Source organism: Bacillus sp. EB V-12, from assembly GCF_056158125.1.
In genome coordinates this window covers 261,567-283,787 of the sequence record NZ_JBUXJL010000003.1, presented here as the reverse complement: position 1 = coordinate 283,787, position 22,221 = coordinate 261,567, and the positions used below count along the sequence as shown (strand labels likewise).

26 protein-coding genes and 1 pseudogene are annotated in these 22,221 nt (G+C 34.3%); 23 read left to right on the top strand and 4 right to left on the bottom strand.

The window, feature by feature from the left end; translation table 11 throughout:
- The first annotated feature begins 873 nt into the window (after positions 1 to 873).
- The 10 genes from ACZDYH_RS12985 to ACZDYH_RS12940 all read left to right on the top strand — a co-directional run bounded on the left by ACZDYH_RS12985 (position 874) and on the right by ACZDYH_RS12940 (position 10,357).
- Positions 874 to 2,184, top strand: a complete 1,311-nt coding sequence (locus ACZDYH_RS12985; RefSeq protein WP_001205882.1) for an aspartate aminotransferase family protein — start codon at positions 874 to 876, stop codon at positions 2,182 to 2,184.
- A complete protein-coding gene (gene atoD / locus ACZDYH_RS12980; RefSeq protein WP_000208102.1) occupies positions 2,181 to 2,879 on the top strand; it encodes an acetate CoA-transferase subunit alpha in 699 nt (232 codons plus the stop codon). Before ACZDYH_RS12985 ends, atoD begins: the two co-directional genes overlap by 4 nt.
- Positions 2,864 to 3,526 (top strand): CoA transferase subunit B, encoded by a 663-nt coding sequence (locus ACZDYH_RS12975; RefSeq protein ID WP_000525293.1) that lies wholly within the window; start codon positions 2,864 to 2,866, stop codon positions 3,524 to 3,526. The genes atoD and ACZDYH_RS12975 overlap by 16 nt, the downstream gene beginning before the upstream one ends.
- 15 nt (positions 3,527 to 3,541) lie before the next feature.
- Positions 3,542 to 4,810: a peptidase gene (locus ACZDYH_RS12970; protein WP_000436698.1), complete on the top strand. Its 1,269-nt coding sequence runs from the start codon at positions 3,542 to 3,544 to the stop codon at positions 4,808 to 4,810.
- Positions 4,807 to 5,706 (top strand): putative beta-lysine N-acetyltransferase, encoded by a 900-nt coding sequence (gene ablB, locus ACZDYH_RS12965; protein ID WP_000878593.1) that lies wholly within the window; start codon positions 4,807 to 4,809, stop codon positions 5,704 to 5,706. The genes ACZDYH_RS12970 and ablB overlap by 4 nt, the downstream gene beginning before the upstream one ends.
- A gap of 164 nt (positions 5,707 to 5,870) precedes the next feature.
- Entirely contained in the window at positions 5,871 to 7,256 is a 1,386-nt protein-coding gene (gene rocR, locus ACZDYH_RS12960; protein ID WP_011110073.1) for an arginine utilization transcriptional regulator RocR, read from the top strand.
- Positions 7,257 to 7,466: 210 nt separating this feature from the next.
- Positions 7,467 to 8,888: a lysine 2,3-aminomutase gene (gene kamA / locus ACZDYH_RS12955; protein WP_000902142.1), complete on the top strand. Its 1,422-nt coding sequence runs from the start codon at positions 7,467 to 7,469 to the stop codon at positions 8,886 to 8,888.
- Positions 8,885 to 9,157: a YokU family protein gene (locus tag ACZDYH_RS12950; protein WP_000995763.1), complete on the top strand. Its 273-nt coding sequence runs from the start codon at positions 8,885 to 8,887 to the stop codon at positions 9,155 to 9,157. Before kamA ends, ACZDYH_RS12950 begins: the two co-directional genes overlap by 4 nt.
- 72 nt (positions 9,158 to 9,229) lie before the next feature.
- Entirely contained in the window at positions 9,230 to 9,445 is a 216-nt protein-coding gene (locus ACZDYH_RS12945) for a YozE family protein (RefSeq protein WP_000750717.1), read from the top strand.
- A gap of 249 nt (positions 9,446 to 9,694) precedes the next feature.
- Positions 9,695 to 10,357 (top strand): hypothetical protein, encoded by a 663-nt coding sequence (locus ACZDYH_RS12940; protein WP_000101499.1) that lies wholly within the window; start codon positions 9,695 to 9,697, stop codon positions 10,355 to 10,357.
- A 4-nt stretch (positions 10,358 to 10,361) separates the two neighbouring features.
- Here the strand turns inward: ACZDYH_RS12940 and ACZDYH_RS12935 are convergent, their stop codons facing one another.
- Entirely contained in the window at positions 10,362 to 10,517 is a 156-nt protein-coding gene (locus tag ACZDYH_RS12935) for a DUF3930 family protein (RefSeq protein WP_000431486.1), read from the bottom strand.
- Between the two features lie 149 nt (positions 10,518 to 10,666).
- Here ACZDYH_RS12935 and ACZDYH_RS12930 point away from each other — a divergent pair, with 149 nt between their 5' ends.
- From ACZDYH_RS12930 to ACZDYH_RS12910, 5 genes are all read left to right on the top strand, one after another.
- Positions 10,667 to 10,846, top strand: a complete 180-nt coding sequence (locus ACZDYH_RS12930; protein ID WP_000658451.1) for a YozD family protein — start codon at positions 10,667 to 10,669, stop codon at positions 10,844 to 10,846.
- 110 nt (positions 10,847 to 10,956) lie between these two features.
- Positions 10,957 to 11,139, top strand: a complete 183-nt coding sequence (locus ACZDYH_RS12925) for a hypothetical protein (protein WP_000473371.1) — start codon at positions 10,957 to 10,959, stop codon at positions 11,137 to 11,139.
- Positions 11,139 to 11,960, top strand: a complete 822-nt coding sequence (locus tag ACZDYH_RS12920) for a serine/threonine protein kinase (protein WP_474886387.1) — start codon at positions 11,139 to 11,141, stop codon at positions 11,958 to 11,960. Before ACZDYH_RS12925 ends, ACZDYH_RS12920 begins: the two co-directional genes overlap by 1 nt.
- On the top strand, positions 11,942 to 12,697 hold the full coding sequence (locus tag ACZDYH_RS12915; RefSeq protein ID WP_000486625.1) for a sporulation protein: 756 nt from the start codon (positions 11,942 to 11,944) through the stop codon (positions 12,695 to 12,697). Before ACZDYH_RS12920 ends, ACZDYH_RS12915 begins: the two co-directional genes overlap by 19 nt.
- Positions 12,698 to 12,774: 77 nt before the next feature.
- Positions 12,775 to 13,410 carry a phosphatase PAP2 family protein gene (locus ACZDYH_RS12910; protein WP_000833370.1) on the top strand — a complete coding sequence of 212 codons (636 nt, stop codon included), beginning with the start codon at positions 12,775 to 12,777 and terminating at the stop codon, positions 13,408 to 13,410.
- Here the strand turns inward: ACZDYH_RS12910 and ACZDYH_RS12905 are convergent.
- Both ACZDYH_RS12905 and ACZDYH_RS12900 read right to left on the bottom strand, forming a co-directional pair.
- Entirely contained in the window at positions 13,400 to 14,281 is an 882-nt protein-coding gene (locus ACZDYH_RS12905; RefSeq protein ID WP_000380385.1) for a cation diffusion facilitator family transporter, read from the bottom strand. The genes ACZDYH_RS12910 and ACZDYH_RS12905 overlap by 11 nt on opposite strands.
- Before the next feature lie 353 nt (positions 14,282 to 14,634).
- Positions 14,635 to 14,949 (bottom strand): thioredoxin family protein, encoded by a 315-nt coding sequence (locus ACZDYH_RS12900; protein WP_000658787.1) that lies wholly within the window; start codon positions 14,947 to 14,949, stop codon positions 14,635 to 14,637.
- A gap of 475 nt (positions 14,950 to 15,424) precedes the next feature.
- On the opposite strand from ACZDYH_RS12900, the pseudogene ACZDYH_RS12895 reads away from it, so the two are divergent.
- From ACZDYH_RS12895 to ACZDYH_RS12880, 4 genes and pseudogenes are all read left to right on the top strand, one after another.
- Positions 15,425 to 15,535 (top strand): annotated as a pseudogene (locus ACZDYH_RS12895) (2TM domain-containing protein); the annotation flags it as partial.
- A 324-nt stretch (positions 15,536 to 15,859) separates the two neighbouring features.
- Positions 15,860 to 16,135, top strand: a complete 276-nt coding sequence (locus ACZDYH_RS12890) for a hypothetical protein (RefSeq protein WP_000355695.1) — start codon at positions 15,860 to 15,862, stop codon at positions 16,133 to 16,135.
- 144 nt (positions 16,136 to 16,279) lie between these two features.
- Positions 16,280 to 16,531 carry a DUF3947 family protein gene (locus tag ACZDYH_RS12885; RefSeq protein ID WP_000500100.1) on the top strand — a complete coding sequence of 84 codons (252 nt, stop codon included), beginning with the start codon at positions 16,280 to 16,282 and terminating at the stop codon, positions 16,529 to 16,531.
- Positions 16,532 to 16,668: 137 nt separating this feature from the next.
- Positions 16,669 to 17,205 carry a C1q-like domain-containing protein gene (locus tag ACZDYH_RS12880; protein WP_071740129.1) on the top strand — a complete coding sequence of 179 codons (537 nt, stop codon included), beginning with the start codon at positions 16,669 to 16,671 and terminating at the stop codon, positions 17,203 to 17,205.
- A gap of 688 nt (positions 17,206 to 17,893) precedes the next feature.
- Here the strand turns inward: ACZDYH_RS12880 and ACZDYH_RS12875 are convergent.
- Positions 17,894 to 18,088, bottom strand: a complete 195-nt coding sequence (locus tag ACZDYH_RS12875) for a hypothetical protein (protein ID WP_000412555.1) — start codon at positions 18,086 to 18,088, stop codon at positions 17,894 to 17,896.
- A gap of 265 nt (positions 18,089 to 18,353) precedes the next feature.
- Between ACZDYH_RS12875 and ACZDYH_RS12870 the strand changes: the two genes are divergently transcribed.
- The 4 genes from ACZDYH_RS12870 to ACZDYH_RS12855 all read left to right on the top strand — a co-directional run bounded on the left by ACZDYH_RS12870 (position 18,354) and on the right by ACZDYH_RS12855 (position 22,095).
- A complete protein-coding gene (locus ACZDYH_RS12870) occupies positions 18,354 to 18,944 on the top strand; it encodes a hypothetical protein (RefSeq protein ID WP_000392281.1) in 591 nt (196 codons plus the stop codon).
- A 477-nt stretch (positions 18,945 to 19,421) separates the two neighbouring features.
- Complete coding sequence (locus tag ACZDYH_RS12865; protein WP_048656788.1) at positions 19,422 to 20,420, top strand: glycoside hydrolase family 25 protein; 999 nt, start codon at positions 19,422 to 19,424, stop codon at positions 20,418 to 20,420.
- 202 nt (positions 20,421 to 20,622) lie between these two features.
- Positions 20,623 to 21,474 carry a peptidylprolyl isomerase PrsA gene (locus tag ACZDYH_RS12860; RefSeq protein ID WP_000727348.1) on the top strand — a complete coding sequence of 284 codons (852 nt, stop codon included), beginning with the start codon at positions 20,623 to 20,625 and terminating at the stop codon, positions 21,472 to 21,474.
- Between the two features lie 402 nt (positions 21,475 to 21,876).
- Positions 21,877 to 22,095, top strand: coding sequence for a hypothetical protein (locus tag ACZDYH_RS12855; RefSeq protein WP_000864275.1), 219 nt, complete (start codon positions 21,877 to 21,879; stop codon positions 22,093 to 22,095).
- Positions 22,096 to 22,221: the final 126 nt, after the last annotated feature.

Here is a 22,221-nt window from a genome sequence, read left to right as displayed (position 1 = left end):
AGGGAAAATTAAAAATTGACAACAAATATGTTTTCATAAAGAGGTGCTGGTGCTTACGAGAATTTCGCAGAGTAAAGCAGTACATATGACTGTACGAAAGTAAAATAAATGCCAAATTGAAAGTGCATTTCAATTAACATATTGAATACATGTCCAAAAATCGCTAGAAAACTAGGGATTTTTTTAATTATAGGCAAATACACATACAAAGTGATAATTGTCCTACATAAATTATAAAGGAAAGATACTTTGAATCTGAGGAAAGGAGTGCCACTTCGGGATAGGGATATCCCGATAGTAATTGTGAATGAAGTTATGAAAAGGTTTTGTGTTATAGGCTGTAGGATGAATTTGTAAACTTCATTTTTCTATTTATTTTAGCAATTGACAGTATTAACCCATAAGAGAGCGTCATGACGAACTGATTAGTGTGGTTAATCGGTTCTTTTTTTATAGTTTAAAACTGAAAAGTTTACATAATGAATAGGAATCTGAATTGATTAGTAAGGTGGGTGTCGAAATTTGTTTTAAAATATGCAATTTAAAGTAGGATAATAGGAAGGAGTTTAACGGGAGTTCCGTCGAAGTGTACAGAATGTCGGCATTTAAGGACAGTTGGCATTATGCTATAAAAACATTTGGTGATGTAGTCATTTCATATAAAAAGGAGGGTTATTTGGGCGTATAGAAAAGGGTTGGTCTTCGATTTTTTAGTTCTGAATTTTCTGTTTTATAAAAATTTTTAAGCACTCATTTGTATATTTTATAATAGTTTTTTGATAAATTCACTGCTTTTGCAGAGGATTCTTTTTTATGAAAGAAACGTCAATTTTCTTCATATATATATACAAATTGGAGAAATGGGGGAGCGCTATGCGCGATTACTTAATTAAACCACTTGTTGGTCAGCCGTATCCAATGATTTCACATGGAAAAGGTGTTTATTTGTATGATCAAAATGGCAATAAATATTTTGATGGTTCGTCAGGAGCAATTACGGCAGGTATTGGGCATGGCGTAAAGGAGATTGCAGACGTTATTAAAAAGCAAGCTGAGGAGATTGCTTTCGTTTATAGATCACAGTTTACGAGTGAACCAGCTGAAAAATTAGCGAAGAAGTTAAGTGATTTAAGTGTAGGAGATTTGAACTGGAGTTTTTTTGTAAATAGTGGCACGGAAGCGAATGAAACAGCTATGAAAATTGCAATTCAGCATTTTCAAGAGCGAGGTATTCAAGGGAAACATAAAATTTTATCAAGATGGATGAGTTATCACGGTATTACGATGGGTGCTTTATCGATGTCTGGGCATCCACTACGTAGACAACGTTTCGTATCTATTTTGGAAGATTATCCGACTATACCAGCTCCATATTGTTTCAGATGTCCTGTTCAAAAGGTATATCCAACTTGTCAGCTGGCATGTGCGACTGAACTAGAAAGATCAATTGAAAGAATTGGTGCAGAGCATATTGCTGCTTTTATTGCTGAGCCGATTATCGGAGCAGCTGGAGGCGCGGTTGTTCCGCCGAAAGACTATTATAAAGTCATTAAAGAGATTTGCGACCATTACGATATTTTATTTATTGCGGATGAAGTAATGACTGGGCTCGGTCGTACTGGAGCATGGTTTGCGATGGAGCATTGGGGCGTAGAGCCGGATATTATGACACTTGGTAAAGGGTTAGGAGCGGGATATACACCGATGGCAGCGACAGTTGTAAGTGATCGTGTTATGGAACCAATATTACGTGGATCACGTTCAGTAATGAGCGGTCATACGTTAAGTGCAAATCCATTGTCTGCAGCAACGGCTTTAGCTGTTATTGAATATATGGAGAAACATAATCTTCCTGAAAAAACAGCAGAAAAGGGAGAGTATTTAATAAAAGGCTTACAGAAAGTTCAGCAACAATCGACAATCATTGCTGATGTGCGCGGAAAAGGGTTGCTAATCGGGGTAGAATTGCAACCGTTTACAAAAGCGTCAGAGCTTATTTCAGTTGCAGCTAAAAATGGTCTGCTGTTATACCAAGCAGTTTCAGGGCAAGCAGGAAAAGAAGATAGTGCACTGCTTGTAGCACCGCCAATGACAACTACATATTCCGAGTTAGATGAATTACTTTCAATTTTCTCTAAAAGTGTGGAAGAGATGATGCAAAAAGGAGGGCATAGTATCGCATGACAACTATTACAAATACATTCGGTAAATTAAAAGAAATTGAGGAAGTAATTTCTTTGTTCCATGATGATATGACATTGATGTTTGGGGGATTTGGAGGGATTGGATCCCCTCCATCTTTAATACAGGCAATTTTAGAAAAAGGCGTTACAAATTTAAATTTAATTGGAAATGACACTGGATTTCCTGATGTAGGTATCGGTCGTCTTGTTACAAATGAAAGAGTTAAATCAATAATTACTTCTCACATTGGCTCCAATCCAAATGCAGGAAGGCAACTAAACGAGGGAAGGTTACAAATTGAGTTTTCTCCGCAGGGAACATTAGCAGAGCGTATTCGCGCTGGTGGCGTTGGTCTTGGTGGTGTTTTAGTTGATGTTGGTGTTGATACGATTGTGGAAGAGGGAAAACGAACAGTTGAAATGAATGGTAAGACCTACTTAGTTGAAACAGCATTAACTGCTGAAGTTTCAATTGTATATGCGAAAAAGGCAGATCCGTTTGGTAACCTTGTATTTGACAAAAGTGCACGAAATATGAATCCCCATGTAGCTATGGCTGGGGATATAACAATTGTAGAAGCAGAAGAAATAGTCCCGCTTGGAAGTTTAGATCCAGAGGAAATTGTCGTTCCAGGTGTTTTCGTAAATTATATTGTACCGTCGGAAGGAGTGAACTGGAAATGGGTATGGGCGTAGAAGTGAGGGATAAGATTGCTAGGCGTGCGGCGAAAGAAATACAAAATGGTATGATTGTAAATTTAGGTATTGGCATACCATCGCTTGTACCAAATCATTTGCCTGAAGATATAAATGTTATGTTTCATGCGGAAAATGGAATCGTCGGCATGGGACCAACGCCAAGTAAAGGGAATGAAGATGAAAATTTGTGTAATGCAGCAGGTTTACCAACTTCTCTTATAACAGGAGCGAGTTATTTCGATAGCTGCACAGCGTTTGGGATGATTCGAAAAGGTTTGCTAGACATAACGATTCTTGGTTCATTACAAGTAAGTGAAAATGGTGATTTAGCAAACTGGATTGTACCTGGAAAACGTGTTCCAGGTATTGGTGGAGCAATGGATTTAGCACAAAAAGCGAAGCGGGTCGTTGTTGTGATGAATCATGTTGATAAGTACGGAAATGCAAAAATTGTTTCAGAGTGTACATTGCCATTAACTTCAAAGAAATGTGTAGATTTAATTATTACTGATATGGCAGTCATGGAGGTAACTCCGAGTGGACTTATATTACAAGAATTAATGAGCCCATACACAGTAGAAGATGTAAAACGACATACAGAAGCTGATTTTCAAATTAGTTCTAACTTACTAGTAATTGAATGAAGGGAGATGTAATATATGGAGCAATTAAAAAAGCAAGTTTGTGATTATATTGAGAGCCATGAAGAGGAAAGTGTGAAATTTTTAAAACGATTAATTCAAGAAAAGAGCGTATCTGGTGATGAAAGCGGTGCGCAGGCAATTGTGATTGAAAAATTACGTGAATTAGGTTTAGAGCTCGATATATGGGAGCCTTCTTTTTCTAAAATGAAAGATCATCCTTATTTTGTATCACCCCGTACAAGTTTTTCAGATAGCCCAAATATTGTAGCAACTTTAAAAGGAAGTGGCGACGGGAAATCTATGATATTGAATGGGCATATTGATGTAGTTCCAGAAGGGGATGTGAATCAGTGGGAACATCATCCTTATAGCGGTGAGAAAATCGGAAATCGTATATATGGCCGTGGAACGACGGATATGAAGGGCGGAAATGTCGCACTTATGCTTGCGATGGAAGCGATTATTGAATCTAACATTGAATTAAAAGGAGACATCTATTTTCAAAGTGTAATAGAAGAGGAAAGTGGCGGAGCAGGGACATTAGCAACTATATTACGAGGATATAAGGCAGATGGTGTCATTATTCCGGAGCCTACTAATATGAAGTTTTTCCCGAAACAACAAGGTTCCATGTGGTTTCGTCTACGTGTAAAAGGGAAAGCTGCACACGGTGGAACGCGCTATGAAGGGGTTAGTGCAATTGAAAAAAGTATGTTTGTTATAGAACATGTAAGAAAGCTAGAGGAGAAAAGAAATAGTCGAATTACAGATCCGTTATTTAAAGAAATTCCGATTCCAATTCCAATTAACATTGGGAAAATTGAAGGAGGGAGTTGGCCAAGTTCTGTTCCCGATGAATTAATTTTAGAAGGAAGATGCGGTGTTGCGCCGAATGAGACTATAGAGGCGGCAAAAGAAGAGTTTGAGAATTGGATTGCTGAATTAAATGATGTGGACAATTGGTTTGTTGAAAATCCAGTAGAAGTAGAATGGTTTGGAGCGAGATGGGTTCCTGGTGAACTAGAAGAGAATCATGAACTCATTACGACACTTCATCACAACTTTGTTGAAATCGAAGGGAACGAACCAATTATTGAAGCATCTCCGTGGGGGACTGATGGAGGTTTATTTACACAAATTGCAAACGTACCAACAATAGTATTTGGTCCAGGAGAGACGAAAGTAGCACACTATCCAAACGAATATATAGAAGTTGATAAAATGATAGCTGCCGCAAAAATTATTGCATGTACATTACTAGATTGGTGTGAGGTGAAAAAATGAAATACTATGAATCTTTTAGAGAACAGACGAATTGTTATACAGTAGAAGGTGTTTTAGATTATTTTAATAAGCGTATTCGGGTAGATCACTATACAGGAAATGTTGAAAGTATTATACAGACAATTGACGAACTAGCAGAGAAACATTCTTTCACTAAATGTATTATTAAAGGAAAGGGAGAGCATGTTTCAACATGGCTCTCTTTCGGTTTTTTGTTGGAAGCAACGATACCTCATTATTTTCAAGGACACGATGCATACTTTTTTGTGAAATATAATAATGATGAAAGACGAAATAGTATGCATTGGATTGAGGAAGATACTATATTAAGCGGTGTAAAAGGAAAAGAAATAAAAGAAAAAGTAGTTCCAGAGAAATTTTTGCTGAGAAAAGCGACTGAAGAAGATGCAGAAGAATTAGCAACTGTATTCGGAAAAGTATTTGAAGTGTATCCGACACCTTTAAATGAAGCGAGTTATGTATTACAGACGATAAAAGAAGACGATACAATTTACTACGTGTATGAATTTGAGGGGAAAATTATTAGTACAGCATCTGCAGAAATGAACATAAAGGAAGGGAATGCAGAATTAACGAATTGTGCTACTTTACCTGAATACCGTAAACATGGATTTATGAAAAGTTTACTAATTAAATTAGAGGAAGAACTTCAAGAAAGATCTATTTTCTGCTCCTATACAATTGCTCGATCGCTTTCTTTCGGAATGAATGCTGCCTTTCATCAATTAGGCTATACGTATACAGGAAGACTGGCGAATAATTGCTACATTTTCGATAAGTTGGAAGATATGAATATATGGGTGAAAGATCTATCTAGCTATTCGAAAGCAGTAAAACTTCCGCCTCAAAATTTGGCTGTAAAGCAAAACAGTTAGGTGGAGCTGGGTGTTTGAAAAAGCCGTACTAATTAGAGTTTCGAGTTATCTAATGAAAATATGAAATTGATTAAAATTATAGAACGGAATAGTCATGCTTACAATCGCACATAGGTGTGCCGAAAATTCGGCATGTAATTGCTGGATTTTCGGCAAGAGGGGGGATGACATTGCTAGCAGTTTCGACACAAGAAGTCATTGAAGCGATTTTGGGCAGTATTGATGAGGCTATACACGCTGTAGATGAAAATGGAATTACAATATTTTATAATTCTGTAGCTGCAAAACACGATGGATCGAAGATTGAAAAAGTGTTAGGGAAACATCTGTTAGAAGCGTTCCCGTCTTTATCAAGGGAAACGAGTACATTGATGAAAGTACTAGATACAAAAAAACCTATCGTACATCAGGTACAACATTATCAAAATTTAAATGGTGAAGATGTTTGTACAGTAAATACGACGTTACCTATTTTTATAGATGGGAATATTGCTGGGGCTGTTGAAATTGCAAAGGATTACTCTACAATTCAAAAGCTTACTGACACAATTGTTGACTTACAGTCGAAAATAAAGCGATCATCTAGAAAAAAAGTGATTAAAAAGCACGCTGCATTTGAGACGATAGTGACAAATGATACGCGGTTTAAACAGACGAAAGAGTTAGCACAAAAAGTAGCACCAACAGACGCGAATGTTTTAATATATGGTGAAACAGGAACAGGAAAAGAACTGTTCGTACAAGCAATTCATGAAGCTTCTAAAAGAAAAAACAAGCCATTTATTGCACAAAACTGTGCAGCTTTACCAGAGTCGCTATTAGAAAGTTTATTGTTTGGAACGACAAAAGGAAGCTATACGGGAGCGATTGAAAGAGCTGGGCTATTTGAACTTGTTGATGGTGGTACATTATTTTTAGATGAACTGAATTCAATGCCTCTTGATTTGCAGGCAAAAATGTTACGAGTGTTAGAAGATGGAGTCATTAGAAGAATTGGTGATAATAAGACGAGAAAAGTAGATGTTCGTGTTATTACCGCGATGAACCAGCCTCCAGAAATATGTTTACGAGAGAATAAAATTCGCACTGATTTATATTATCGCTTAAACGTATTTTCATTATATATCCCACCGCTTCGTGAAAGAACTGAGGATGTACTATTATTAGCATCTTATTTTTTGAAAGAATATAATAAAAGTTATAAAAAAGGTGTACTTCAAATTGATGAGGAAGCGAAAGATAGACTGCAAGCTTATCAGTGGCCTGGAAATGTACGGGAGTTAAAACATACGATTGAACATGCTGTTATTATTGCAGAAGGGAATACATTAACAGCCAATTGTTTACCACGTACATTTCGGAAAGAGAAGTTTTCGAAGAAGAAGGGTATAATGCCACTTAGAGAAGCACTTCATCAAACAGAAAAAGAATTAATAGATCAAGCGTTGATTGAAACGGAAGGGAATATATTACAAGCCGCAAAAATGTTGGGTATCCCTCGTCAAACGCTTCAATATAAACTGAGCAAGTACGACAAAACCGCCGAATAATCGGCGGTTTTTGTGTGTTTGCACCAATAAAAGAGCGTTTACATATATAAAAAGTAATGAATATGATGTTAAGTATTGATTTCATACAACGCTTAAAAATATTTTTTCGCTTATGTAATAGGGTTCTCCGCACATTTACTTATCAACAATGTAAAGTTGGCATAACTATTGCTTATATAAAGGATGAGCGTATAAAAAGGGGGAATAGCAATGTTACATGATGTATACAAACCAAATCGTCACTGGAAGGATATCGAATTATGGAAAGATGTTACTGAAGAGCAATGGAATGATTGGGTTTGGCAATTAACGAATACGATCAAAACGTTAGATGACTTAAGAAAAGTAATTAACTTAACACCTGAAGAAGAAGAGGGCGTTAAAATTTCAACGAAAACGATCCCGTTAAACATTACACCGTACTATGCTTGGCTAATGAATCCTGATGATCCACGCTGTCCGATTCGGATGCAATCAGTACCGATTTCGGAAGAGTTATATAAAACAAAATATGATTTAGAAGACCCACTTCACGAAGACGAAGATTCACCAGTTCCAGGGCTAACACATCGTTATCCGGACCGTGTACTATTCTTAGTAACAAATCAATGTTCTATGTATTGTCGTTACTGTACACGTCGTCGTTTTAGTGGACAAATTGGAATGGGTGTACCGAAGAAACAATTAGATGATGCAATTGCTTATATTCGTGAAACGCCACAAGTACGAGATGTATTAATCTCCGGTGGTGACGGACTTCTAATTAACGATAAAATTTTAGAATATGTATTAAAAAATTTACGAGAGATTCCGCATGTTGAGATTATTCGTATCGGAACGAGAGCACCAGTAGTATTCCCACAACGTATTACAGAAAACTTATGTAACATTATTAAAAAATACCATCCAGTATGGTTAAATACACATTTCAATACATCTATTGAAATTACTGAAGAATCGAAAAAGGCATGTGAAATGTTAGCGAATGCTGGTGTTCCAGTCGGAAACCAAGCAGTAATTTTAGCTGGTATTAACGACAGCGTTCCAATTATGAAAAAACTTATGCATGACTTAGTAAAAATCCGTGTACGTCCATACTACATTTATCAATGTGACTTATCTGAAGGTATCGGTCACTTCCGTGCACCAGTATCTAAAGGTCTTGAAATTATTGAAGGTTTACGTGGACACACATCTGGTTATGCTGTTCCGACATTCGTTGTTGATGCGCCAGGTGGAGGCGGTAAAATTGCACTTCAGCCAAACTATTTAATCTCACAAAGTGCAGATAAAGTTGTGCTTCGTAACTTTGAAGGTGTTATTACGACGTATCCAGAGCCAGAGAGCTATATTCCAGGAAGAGCGGAAGGATACTTTAAAGAGATTTATCCGAACTACGAAGAAAAACGTTCAGATGTTGGTATCGCAGGTCTTATGAGCGATAAGAAATTTAACCTCGTTCCAGACGACTTACAGCGTATGAACCGTCGTAAAGACTACGAAGATAATGATACTCATGCATCTTTAAAAGATAAACGTGATAAGCGCGATCAATTAAAAGATAAAAAATATCAAGCACAAATGGCTAAGTTAGAAGAAAACGACAAAAAAACTGAGGGTGATGCAGTATGAATTGTATGTGGTGTGACAGTACAGAAGCGAAAGAAAGCTTGAATACTGTATATTGGGAATTACCAGATGGTACGAAAGCCATTGAAATCCAAGAGACACCATGTATTTCTTGTTCCTCGTGCGGGATGGACTATCAATCAGACCATACAGTAAAAGAAATTGAAGATCAATTATTCTTAATTTACACGAAAGATTTACCAAAACAACTAACATATGAAGAATTAATGGGAAGACCGCGTCTATTAAAAAGAAATTATTTCGACTTTTAACCAGCTTTTATGCTGGTTTTTTTCTTTTTTGCCTTGTATAATGTACCCAAGTTAGAAAGGTAGGGAATATTTTTGAAAAAGACATTTTACCATTATATGATGAAGCATCGTGCAGCTTTATTTAGAAATGAAATTTCAGATTTAGCAGAGGCGATGTATGATGATTTAAGTTTTCCGAAGCAATCTGAAGACTATGATGAAATTAGTTCATACTTAGAGTTGAGCGGAATGCTAGAAAGTATGTCTATATTTGATGAAGCCTGGGATTTATACATACAAGATAGATAAAAACTATTTGAAAACATACAGAATACGTTACTTTATTTAAAGTGAAGTATTCTGTATGTTTTTTATTATGAAATTTGTTGATTTGAAGCTAGTCTAGTTACTAGCTTTTTTTTGAGTGCAATGTAAATTTTATAAGATTATATTTTTTATTGAAAAAATTTATGAATATAAGCTTCTGTGATAAGCGTTTTTATGTAGGTTGCATATACTGATATCAAAATCACGACGTCAAAAAAAGGAGAGATAGAGATGGCAAGAAAAAAACAACCTAAATACAACGTAGGGGACATAGTCGTGATTACGCTATATGGAACCGTTGGGAAAATCACAAATATGAAGGTTTTAGATGGAGTTTATGTATACGAAGTCAATAATCACGATGGATTTTACGTAGAGCAAACATTGCAGCACGTTACAGAGCAAGATATGAAAAAGGGCGATACGGAGTGGATTGAATTAAATTACAATTTCACGTTTGGTGATCTTGTGCAAGTAACTGGATATGATAAAGATGTTTTCCGTATTGTTGGTTTTCGTACAGAAGTATGGAGATATAAGAATGACGCATGGGAAGATACAATTTATGAATTGTCACGGATTACGGATGGTGAATGGTTAGAAGCGGATGAATCAGATTTAACGTTACTCGCCAATGCTCAAACGGCAAATGCAATTTTGAAGAAAATGAAACAAGATAAAGCAGGTATGAATAAATTAGATTTAGGAAAGTTAAAGTCAATTAACAACTCGAAAAAAGTGAGTGTTAAGACGAATCGTCAAGAAATCATTGATGGATTACTTGATATTTATAACGATTATCAATTATTGTTCGATACATTTAAAGATGAAGAATATAAAATTGTAATGGATGTTGTTCATAATTATTTAGTTAAATTGACAGAGAAAAAATAGTTAACTAGAAAGAGAGAATAAATTGAACAACAACATATGCAGTATAAGGTATGCCTACAACTATTAAAAAAATAAAAAGCCACTTTATAAGAGAGTCTGCCCATTGATCTTCATGCATGAACTCTTCTTTTGTTTGTCCTACTTCATATTGATTTTCCATTATTATTTCCCCCTTTGAATAGCTTGTACTACAATCGTATGCATCTCGTCCAAAGCTTATGACCTATAAAAAAATAAAATCTATTTTTCTAATCTCATATACATAATTTTGAGATTTTTTCATAAAACAGAAATAAAGGAGTGATGCTCATGAAGGAAATTGAAGTCGTGATTGATACGGAAGAGATTGCGGAGTTTTTTTATGAGCAACTAATTGAAAGAGGGTACGTCCCAAAACGAGAAGAAATTGAAGATCTCGCAGATATTACATTTGAGTATTTATTAGAGAAATGCATGATTGATGAAGTTTTTGATGAAGAGGATGAATGAAAGTAACGACGGGCATAACTCGTCGTTTTTTACTCTTTACAAACCTGTCACAAATATAGTCAATAATTATTGGTATAATGAAAAGGAAATTTTACTCAAGAGGTGAAGGAATGTTCAAAAAAATTATTGATTCTTTATTAGGAAAGAAAAAATATCGTTCGTATTCAAGTAGTGATTATCGTCGTAGAGGGCGCTCGTATTCAAGTAGCGATTATAAACGACGTTCATCTGGTTATGGACATCAACATTATAAAAGAAAACGTAAAAGCCGTAGCTTCTTTTCAAGTAGCTGATGAAATGGCGTCGTGTACTAGCATTATTTGATAGACCACTGCGAAAAAATACAATTGTTGCAGAGCGTTATAAAATTGAATCAGTAATTGGAATGGGCAGTTATGGGGTTACATATGTCGTTAATGATTTACAAATAAATAGATATAAAGTCTTAAAACAATTAAGACAAAATAAACAAAGATATGAGTCTGGTAGAAAATCATTTGAACAAGAGAAAATGATCTTACAAACATTAAATCATCATGCAATTCCTAGTCTATATGATCATTTCCTATGGGAGAAAAAGAGCTTCTTTGTGATGGAGTACATGCCTGGTAAAAATTTTGAAGATTATATTTTCATAGATGGGTATGTATATACAGAACGTGAAGTTTTTGAGATTTTATATGAAATATTAGAAATTGTATCGGTGTTTCATAGTGAAGGCATTATTCATCGAGATTTACGCATTCCAAACATACTAATGAAAGAAAATCAAATTAGTATTATTGATTTTGGATTGGCTAAATGGAAAGGTGAGGATGATGAGCGAGCTACAACTTACGAAGGTGAACAAGCTTTGATGCGAGAAGTTCACTTTCGTAGCGACTTTTATGCGCTCGGTCATTTCTCATTATTTTTATTATATGCAGGATATGAATCTAATGAAAAACAGGAAAAACCATGGTACGAAGAATTAACTTTGGAACATTATAATCGTGAAATGCTTATGCGAATGTTACAAATAAAAACGCCGTACTATGAGAATGTACAAGATTTAAAACAAGATGTAGCTTCTGCTTTAGAAAGGATGGAGACTCCATGTTTCAAAAGTTTTTAGCAAGCGTTGGTATTGGAAGTGCAAAGGTAGATACTGTTCTTGAAAAAGATGAGTATATTGTTGGGGAAGAAATAGTTGGAAAGGTTCATATAACTGGAGGTTCAGTTAGCCAACAAATTGAAAGCATTTACTTAACATTATCGACGTCGTATGTACGAGAAGTGGATGATAAAAAAGTAACAGCAACATATGATTTAGAGCGAGTGCGCTTAACAGAACCTTTTTCTGTAGAACCGAATGAAAAAGTTGAAATTCCATTTTCTTTTCCAATGCCAATTGAAGCACCACTTACACTTGGTATGAAAACGGTTTGGATTCATACAGGTCTTGATATTAAACGTAGTATAGACCCAAGTGACCGCGACTACGTTCAAGTGTTACCTAATGCATTATTAAGTAGTGTTTTAGATAGTGTAAATGAATTAGGGTTTAAAGCACGTCATATAGAATGTGAAGAATTACCGCATCGATTACGTAAGCAAGTTCCATTCGCACAAGAATTTGAGTTTATTCCGGTTTCTGGAGAGCATTATGGGAAATTAGATGAATTAGAATTATTAATCTTGCCACGTGCATACGACCGACTAGAAATTATTATGGAAGTAGATAGAAAATCCCGTGGTTTAGCTGGATTATTCGCTGAGGCGCTTGATCTTGATGAGAAGGTGATTCGTTTTACCGTAACAAGAGAAGATATCCCTGAGATGAAGCAAAAAATTAATAATTATATTTTTTAATAAACTATGCATAAAAAAGAAATGGAGAGGAAAACTAAAACAACCGCTCCATTTTTTTGCATAGTGAGGTTATGTATGTGAAACGATATCGACATTTATACTTGCTAAGTTTTACGTTACTCATTTGTTTTGTCGTATTATCACTTTCGTATCATACCGCTTGTATTGAGAACTTTGACAATATAGTCGCACATTTTATTCAAAGCTTTCGAAACGATTATTTGACGACCTATTTTACTTGGGTGTCTTTTATCGGTTCCAAAAGAATATATTTTCCATTACTCATTATTCTTGTAATGTATTTTCTCGTTAGAAAAAAGTTACTTAGTGCGTTACTTCTAACAATTAATTACTACGGATCTCGTTATTTAAACAGTATGCTTAAACTATGGTACGAACGAGCAAGACCTGATGTCACGCAGCTTGTTACTGCAACTGGATATAGTTTTCCGAGCGGTCATACGATGAATGCTACTGCTTTTTTAGGATTTATTGCATACGTCACAATTACTGAAGAGCGTATTTCGTTGCATAAAAAATTGTTAATTATTCTTATAGCAAGCTTTGTTGTATTATCTATTTCAGTTAGCCGAATATATCTTGGCGTGCACTATCCATCTGACATATTAGCAGGATGGGCAGCTGGCGGTAGCTGGCTCGTTTTATGTGTTATATTCCATAAAACGTTCATAAAAAAAGAACCTATGTCATAATAGGTTCTTTTTTCATTGGCTCAACATGAATGTGTGCATGGTAAATTCCAAATTTTTTGCGCAGCATAGCTTCGATGTTGTCGGTAATACAGTGACTTTCTCCAACATCCATGCGAGCATCTACTTCAATTGTAATATCAACGTACGTTTGATTCCCATACATACGTGCTCGAATATCTACAATGTTTTCCACACCGCCAATATGCTCAATAGCATCAGCGTATTCTTCCATTTTATCAGGATCAATTCCATCTGTTAGCATATGAGAAGATTCTACGAAAATCTCCCATGCAGTTTTACAAATAATAAGACCGACAATTAAAGCGGCAATAGGGTCTAAAATAGGCATTTGGAACTGAGAACCGACAATACCTACTACGGTACCAATACTTACGAGTGCATCTGATAAATTATCCTTTGCAGCGGCTTCTAATGATTTACTTTTTGTTCGTGCTGCAATTTTTTTCGTATACAAATACACGCAGTACATAACGACAGCAGAAAATAAAGCAACCCATGCAGCGAGTACATTAGGCGCTGCTTGTTTCGGATTTAAGAAAGATTGAATGGCACTAATAACAACTTCTAATCCGACTGTTGCCATAATGAAGGACGCAACAAGTGATGCGATTTGTTCGGCACGCGAATGCCCATACGGATGATCTGGGTCACGAGGTTTACGAGATATTTTTAGACCAATTAATATCGCTAAAGAAGCACCGATATCCGTTAAGTTATTTAAACCGTCAGCGCGTAATGCGCTAGAGAGGGTAATATAACTGATGATGATTTTCATAGAGGATAAAAATATGTAGGCCATAATGCTGACAATAGCACCTTTATCAGCTTCTTTATGAGAAAGAGTATCCATTTTAATCACTCACCTTTCTTTAAAGGAATTTCTTTCTATAAATAGAGTATCAAACGAAAGTCGTGTGGGTCTATACAAACATTGTTGACGTTTTATAGCTTTTTAAGAAGGGGATAACAAAGTTTCGTAAAGGAAAAATATGTTGAAAAGTACAAAGTCAAGGTGTGAACCTAATTGGAGTTTATTTACTAAAGAGATAGGAGGGTAGATGGATGAGGAAACGAATACTTTTCTTACTAGGTATTATTCTTATCATGACAAGGTGTAATTCATTAAACGATGAAAAACTTCAAAAGATAATTGTGAAAATAGATGAAAACCCTCTGAAAAATATTTTCCAGAGGGCTTTCATTTTAGTATGCTTCTAAAAACTCAGTAACTTGCTCTTCTGTTTTTGCATTAGCACTATGTAAGTGGCCTAGCTTCTCACCGTTTTGGTATACAAGTAAACTTGGAATACCCATTACTTGATACTCTTCAGCGATACTTGGAAACTCATCTTTATTGATAGAGTACCATTCAAATTTATTGAACTCTTCCATTACATCTCCGATAAAGTTGTCCATACGTACGCAATCTGGGCACCATGTAGTAAAGAACTTAACAACTACAGGCTCCTCGCTTGCGATGATGTCTTTGAATTCTTGTTCTGTTTTAATTTCTTTCATAAGTAAAACTCCTTTCAATATCACACGAATTTATATGCAAAATTCGTATTTGCAAACATGTTGCAAACTTATTATTTGTTTTTTAGTTTTGTAGTTCGTTCACACTTATAAAATTATATGTAACATGACTGCGCTACTAAGTGTGAAAATAATGGAACCTCACTTTTCTTTATAAGCTTTTTCCAGGATTGTGTCAAACTTTTGAATTTTATACAGAAATTAAAGAAGCCCACACTTTGATTGAGTATGGGCAGAGTGACTAAAATTAATCGCTTATTAATTTCGAATAGATATTTAAATCGATAAGCTTTCCAGCTGATTTTTCGCTCTTTCTCAGAATCCCTTCTAGATTAATTAACTTTTATTATACAAGAAAATAACTACATTGAACAAAAGCGTTAATTGGAGGTAACGAAATGACAAACTCATCAATTGAATATTGCGTTCAGTGTGATTAAGAAAGTGGTGTATAAAGATGGGACGAGATGAGAGTTACTTCCGAGCTAAAAAAAGAGTAGATAATTTAAAATCATTTTACATGCATTTAACCATCTACATACTAGTCAATCTGATGCTTTTTTTACTTTTTAAGTAGTGAATTAGCTATTTTTTATTTTAATTACAAAAATTGAATAAGGTTAGAAATTATATGGTTGTAATGGGAATTGAGGGATATGAATAAAAAAATTTTATCCCGCTATTTGTCGGGCAGTAAATACCCCCACCTCAAAATTCAGCGGAAGCAAAGAAGTTAGGTGGGGTCGGGCTGCCAGTAAAAGCCCGATTGGTGAGAGCTGATTAAAGTTTCACTTTATTAGGGATTTGCCTTAAACATTTATTGCAGTCAAGAATATTTATAATAATATGAACTAAAAAAGGTCCAATTTTTGTAATGTTGGAGGGGATTATTGTGGACATAACTCAAAGCGTATCAAGAATAGTGGTTAATGGGAAAGACCTTTCTTTCACTTCAGTTCAAACCTCTGCATGGAATCATGGACCTGTAAATGATTTAATCGTTACGACGAATCAGAGAGTGAATGAGCTTTATCAATTCATGTGGTCGCAAGTACCGGTTACGATTTCGGTATATTTCCTTCAAGGAGCGGATTTACTTAGGTTCGTTAGGGTTGCGGGAATTAATGAGCGTGTAACAGGAGAATATGTATATCATTTCATTTGGTGATAAGAAGGAGTCAAAGTAGTCTAGCAGCTACTTTTTTATTTTGTCATTTGAATATAAGCGAGCGGACTAGCTTTATAGTACCCACTGAAATAAAGAATCATAATATAATTTGTAATAAATTATACGGGAAGGGAGCTGAAAATCATGTTTTATTCATATTTTAATTCTGAAACTGGTATGCGACCAGCATATGGTACATCTATAACGTATAGTGGAGCACAAAGTACAGTCCAAGCTATTCAACAAGCATTGCAAATGCAACAACAAATGCAAATGCAGCAGCAAGGAGTACAACCATATTACTCATCCGTAGAGTATTTTTACCCAGTACATCATGTTACACCGTACGGAAGTTCTTTTCTTACTATTCCATATGGAACTATATACAACTTATAACTAGTAAGGAATGAAGTGGTGTATATAAATAAGGGTGCAGATTAATAGCGCCCTTATGAATAATAAAAATAGCTAGTCCAAACCTTATAAATCAATCTTACATAATATATAGTAATAAGTTTGAAAGGGGAATCAGTATGTCTTGTTATTACTACTGTAAGTATTGTAAAGAGTATAAAAAGAAGCATCATGATTGTTGTAAGAACACTTGTAAGTGCCATGATAACAAGGACAATCTTGTTAGAGCATCGGCATTTAGAGCTAGAAATACTGTGAATCAAAATGTTCCTGCTAATACTTTTGTGAAAGTGTTATTTCAAAATGAACAATTTGATTTAGCGAATGAGTATAATCCAGCAACATCTATTTTTATGCCGAAGACTAAAGGTGTATATTCTATTATTGGAACGATTGGTTTCTTTCCAAACGATCCAACTTTAAATTATAGAGCGCGTGTAGAAATTCGTGTGAATGGAAACGCAGCGATAGCTATAGATAATGACTTTTTTGGTCCAATAAGTTTTGGAAATGTCGTAAGTGTTTCGACGATTGTTCAATTGAATGCAGGGGATGAAGTTGAGATTTATGCACAAAGTAGTATAGATGGAGTTTTAAGTCCTTTAGAAGATGGTGCACATTTTGAAGCAGCAAGATTTCCTTCTCCAACTAAATAAAACTGATCATTAAATGTTTTTTAGTAGGTTTAGTTAATCCCCTTACCAAATGGTAGGGGATTATTATTGTTTTTTCTAAAATATATAAGTAAATAGGTAAAGCGTAGTTTAATTTGTAGGGGCTTCAACCTTCTTCAGATAATAAACAGAATAATAAGTAACATGCTTGTAAAAACGCATTGTTAGTAAGTTTACTAGTTTTCTTATAGAACAAGAAAGACGGAATACATAAAAGATCGTATCATTATGTTTTTTCTTTACCATATAGAAATTATATATTGAACATAGATTTGTGTAGGGAATGCTAATACACTGAAAAGAATAGCATAAAGGCGATTACACTATATAAAAACAAAATCAATCCTAAGATGAGTAGTATTGGATGCAACTTGAACATATTTGACCTCCTTGAGTATATAAAGAATTTTAATATATTGTTGGTCAATTTAGAAGGGGGACGGTTACATAAAAAAAGAGCATACATAAAAAGTACGCTCCAAAGAAAGATAGGTTTTATGAGTGGATAATCTCCATACGATAATATATGTTCTTTTCATAAAAACGTGTAAAAAATCAATGAATTATCAATGGAATATCATAACATGAGTAATTTTAGTCTAGGAATGCAGTTATTTTCTTTCTCGGTTATTTTAGGTAATAAAGTTGTGAAAATCGTGCATTATGCGGACTAACAACGGGATAGCGATCGTACTTCCGTTACATATTTCTTAAAGTCTGGGTATTGCGTGATAGTTTGACATTTAGGGGTGCATAGTTGATTAATTATAGACACATTTGTAATTACTTCGTTACAAGGACCGAAAAATGTAATTTTTAGCTTTGAATTTGGTGGGATTTTGAACACGATAGGTTTTTTTTCCATGAAATCAGCTCTTAATATTGAGTATTATAATTTAATGGATATAGAGTCGTATTAGTATAATATGAAATTTCAGTGGATTTGCTTATAATAAAGAATTTTATAGTAGTAAAAGTGCTTAAAGATGTAAAGGGGAAATTGAGAATGGAAAATAAAATGTTTAATTAATATAATCAATAAATACGCAAACGGTTAATATAACTAATGCATTTTTTTGTTTGTTACATATTATGTTAGTAAGAATGGTATAAGGGGGTAGTATAAAATAGTGGAAGAAAATGTACAAGCTCAGCTTTCGCCACCGTGGATCACATATTTTAATGAATTAAAAAATTCAATAGGTGCTGATCCAACTGTTACAGTTGGGCCGCTTATTCCTGTTGGTGGTAATTATATTATTTTAGTGCATGCGTTAAGCAACGAAAAAGCGAGAGCATTAGCAACGCTTTTAAAATCTTTTGTACAATTTGGGAATGTAAGTGTGACAGTTATTGTAACGAATAATGAGAATGAAATTGTAAATCCATTTCCTTGTCCACTAGATGCATTTGAAATAGCTCATTTATTTCAAGTAGCACTAGAAAATAATCCTTATTTTGAACAAGTTGTGGTACAGCCTCAGTTCCCTGGCGGACCGAATGTTGTTTTTCCGGTTTTCGCTGCGGAAGTCATTCAGTTTTTCAATGACGATATTTCTAACTTATGTCAAACGTTTACAGGTGTTGCGGCCAATGTGTTTCGTGATGTAATGAATGATGAGGTTTGTGGTATCCCAATTCTATTTTCCACAAGTTGTGTTATGAGCAGTGAAAACTCACAATTACAAAATACAGATTTAGCACCAAAGTTGTTTTATTAAACTGTAAAAAGACATTTTCAGTAATAGAAAATGTCTTTTTTATGCACCAATAGTGTTCAGGTTGGAAAATTGCAATTTAATAGGAGTAAACTTCAATTAATTAAAATTTTTCTAAATCTCAAATTTCATGTAGAGGTAGTAATTTTGACTTAAGAATATATAGAAAATGAGGGATGAAATTTTTTAGTTGAAAGGAAATCGATACTGAAAGTTATAATTTAATAATACAGGAGATTTTTTTAATATCTGTAAAAATGATTGATAGGACGAGATTACATAATAAATGAATAGTAGGGTATATTTCGAATGTTTTATGTGGCATACATGTTAAAGTTGATAGAAATATTTCTGAAAGAGAATATATTTTGAAAAACAGTAAAGATTCTTTTTATTTATATTATAGATAGCTAGTTTTAGAGAGAGGAGGCTTACAATAAAACAAGCTATGAATAAGACATTCAAAAGGAGCTGGAATGTATGGGGTATATTGTAGATATTTCAAAATGGAATGGAACTATTAATTGGGATATTGCAGCATCTCAGCTAGATTTAGTGATTGCTAGAGTTCAAGATGGCTCTAATACGGTGGATTTTATGTATCAAAATTATGTTAGTGAAATGAAAAAGCATAGTATCCCATTCGGTAATTATGCTTTTTGCCGTTTTATATCTATTGCTGATGCAAAGAAAGAGGCACAAGATTTTTGGAATCGTGGTGATCAATCTGCTAAGTTTTGGGTAGCGGACATAGAAGTTCAAACGATGGTAGATATGCAAGGCGGGACACAGGCATTTATTGATGAATTACGCCGTTTAGGTGCGGAAAAAGTAGGATTATACGTAGGGCATCACACGTATTTATCATTTGGAGCATGTAATATTGAAGCTGATTTCGTATGGATCCCTCGTTATGGAGGGAATAAGCCAGCATATCCATGCGATATGTGGCAATATACGGATTCAGGGAATGTTCCTGGGATTGGGAAATGTGATCTGAATCGATTAGTAGGAAATAAGTCACTTTCTTGGTTTATAGATTCCAACAAAGCAAATCAATCTAACATAGTGTATACACAGCAACCGAATGGCATTGGTATTGCAGTTTCGAAATATCCTGATGGATACGGAATAAATTTATATGAAACTCCCATGACCCCTCAATTTACAGGTGCACTCACTCAGAAAATTCCATATTTAATCTTAACAGGTTATTGGGGAGGCGGTGAGCAAGATATGATTTGTTTAGAGAACGATAAGCAGTGGGCATATTTAAAACATTTTAATGTGAAATGGTTTTATGCAACTTCGAAATATCCTGTCGGTTACGGAGTAAATTATTATGAAGAGCCTGAATGTATGAATTATAAAGGGAATATAGATGGATCGACATCTTTTCGAGTGTGGGGTAGAGTGGGAAATGCGGTAGATATCGGGCAGAATAGTTGGATACCTGAAAAACATGTAATTATTAAGTAACTATAGCGGCAGTATTGTTTTTAAGGAGTATGTAAAGAGTCTTCTTACTATACATAATAGTAAGAAGACTCTTTACGTTTAAAAATGAAAATACATGATACATAGTCTACTCATATGAAATGAATTACATGTAGAAAACACACTGTTTTCACAATGACTGTGTATAGTTAATTTGTATAATGATAAAAGTGAGGTATTTGAATTGAAAAAGAAAAAAATATTTATTGGAACAATTATTTCATGCGTGATGCTAGCATTATCTGCATGTGGTTCCTCAGACAACGTAGTAACATCAAAAGTAGGGAATGTTACAGAGAAAGAATTAAGTAAAGAATTACGACAACAATATGGAGAAAGTACTTTATATCAAATGATGTTAAGTAAGGCATTGTTAGATAAATATAAAGTTTCAGATGAGGAAGCAAAAAAGAAAGTAGAAGAAGCAAAAGATAAAATGGGTGAGAACTTTAAATCGACTTTAGAACAACTTGGATTGAAAAACGAAGATGAATTAAAAGAAAAAATGAAGCCAGAAATTGCATTTGAGAAAGCGATTAAAGCAACAGTTACAGATAAAGATGTGAAAAATAACTATAAACCAGAAATGAAAGTAAGTCACATTTTAGTGAAAGATGAAAAAACGGCTAAAGAAATAAAGGAGAAAGTAAATAATGGTGAAGATTTTGCTGCCTTAGCAAAACAGTATTCAGAGGATACTGGTTCAAAGGAACAGGGCGGGGAAATATCTGGTTTTGCTCCTGGGCAAACAGTGAAAGAATTTGAGGAAGCTGCGTATAAATTAGATGCAGGCCAAGTAAGTGATCCGGTTAAAACAACTTACGGTTACCATATTATTAAAGTGACGGATAAAAAAGAATTGAAGCCATTTGATGAAGTAAAGGATAAAATTCGTAAAGATATAGAACAACAAAGACTACAAGATACGACAGGTAAATGGAAACAACAAGTAGTCAATGATTTATTGAAAGATGCTGATATTAAAGTGAATAATAAAGAATTTAAAGATACATTTAAATTTCTAGAAAAGAAATAATGACTGTAATCATAATTAGAAAAGGGAACTCATATAGAGTTCCCTTTTCTAATTAGTGTGTGAGTTATAAATAGATAGTAAGACAATACAATATTACATTTAAATATTAAGAATTACAATGGGAAATTATGGTTTATAATTATTTCAACGAAAGTGGATATTTTACGGTTTTCATTATGCAAGTTTATTACATATATTTACTCTTTAATAATGAATATCGAACATAATTTAAAAAATAATACATATAATGTTTTTGAATAAATATTTAACATGGATAATTAGTAAAAAGCTGAGCATTCGATTGGAAAGGATGTTCTTTTTGTTGTGAAAATTTTAGGATAAAGAATGAATCGTTTTAAACGCATCATTTACCACATCAATAAATTAAGGTGGGGAGAATATATGAAAGTAATCTTTCAAGGAGAGGGCGGAGCGAAAATTTTTGAGTCATATGATGAAAATATAAGTGATTTATTAGTTATATTAAAAGAAACGAAAGGGATTAAAATTGGGATGGTTGAGTATAAAGTGTTAAAGTACGAACTTAATTATTTTCGTCATCCGAAAAAAGCGGATACAGAGAGAGAGTTACATATAATAGTACAACCTAAGTATATGTAATAAAATATAATAATAAAAATCACTGATTCAGTTTTGTAAAGTTCCATAGAGTATGTAAGAAAAGAGAGTGTTGTAAATGCTCTCTTTTCTTATGCTTTGTGAGTTCGTTCATCATAGTATATGTTT